The sequence below is a fragment of the Thermus aquaticus genome (assembly GCF_001280255.1).
Classification (GTDB): Bacteria; Deinococcota; Deinococci; order Deinococcales; family Thermaceae; genus Thermus; species Thermus aquaticus.
In genome coordinates this window covers 1-709 of record NZ_LHCI01000032.1, presented here as the reverse complement: position 1 = coordinate 709, position 709 = coordinate 1, and the positions used below count along the sequence as shown (strand labels likewise).

The window sequence follows — 709 nt, the reverse complement described above, 5'->3', positions numbered from 1 at the left end:
CCCTAAGCCGCCCCAGGGCCTCCTCCAGGTAGCGGGCGAGCTCCGGGGTCATGCCCCCAGTCTAGCAAGAACCCCTTCCAGGGCTTCCAAAAGGGCCTCTATGGCCTCCTCCCGCTGGGCTGAGAGCCGGAGCCACTCGGGGAGGCCGAAGCTGGTGGCGTCCCGCACCCTTAGGCCCCTTTCCCTCAGGGCCCGGGCCACCGCCGTGGCCCTGCCCACCCGCACCATGAGGAAGTTGGCGGGGCTTTCAAGGACCTCGAGGCCGAGCGCCCTAAGCCCCTCGGCCAAAAGCCGCCTCAGGCGGTGGAGCTCGGCCCGGCTCCACTCCAGCCAGGCCCGGGCCCTAGGGTCCAGCTGCCCCCGGAGGAGGGCCTCCCCGTGGGCGGATACGGGCCAGCTCGGGGCCAGGTTCCGGAAGTGGGTGAGGTCCAGGGGGGCCACCAGGTAGCCCGCCCGCACCCCGGTGAGGCCGTGGGCCTTGTTGGGGCTGTAGAGGCGCCATACCCCCTGGGGGAGGGCAAGGGGTTCTTCCATGAGCTCGTAGTAGGCCAGGTCCAGGACCAGGGCTCCCCCGGCCCGCCGGGCGGCCTCCTCCAGGAAGGGGTAGACCTCCCCCGTGGGGTTGTTGGGGACGCAGAGGAAGGCCAGGGCGCTTCGGGGGAGAAGCTCCAAAAACTCCTCGGGGCTTCGGGCCTCCCAGAGGGGCAGG

1 protein-coding gene is annotated in these 709 nt (G+C 71.5%); it reads right to left on the bottom strand.

Annotated elements, in window-relative coordinates:
- Nucleotides 1–48: 48 nt before the first annotated feature.
- Nucleotides 49–709, bottom strand: a 661-nt coding sequence (locus tag BVI061214_RS00195) for an aminotransferase class I/II-fold pyridoxal phosphate-dependent enzyme (protein WP_053766882.1), incomplete at its 5' end; no start/stop codon positions are given.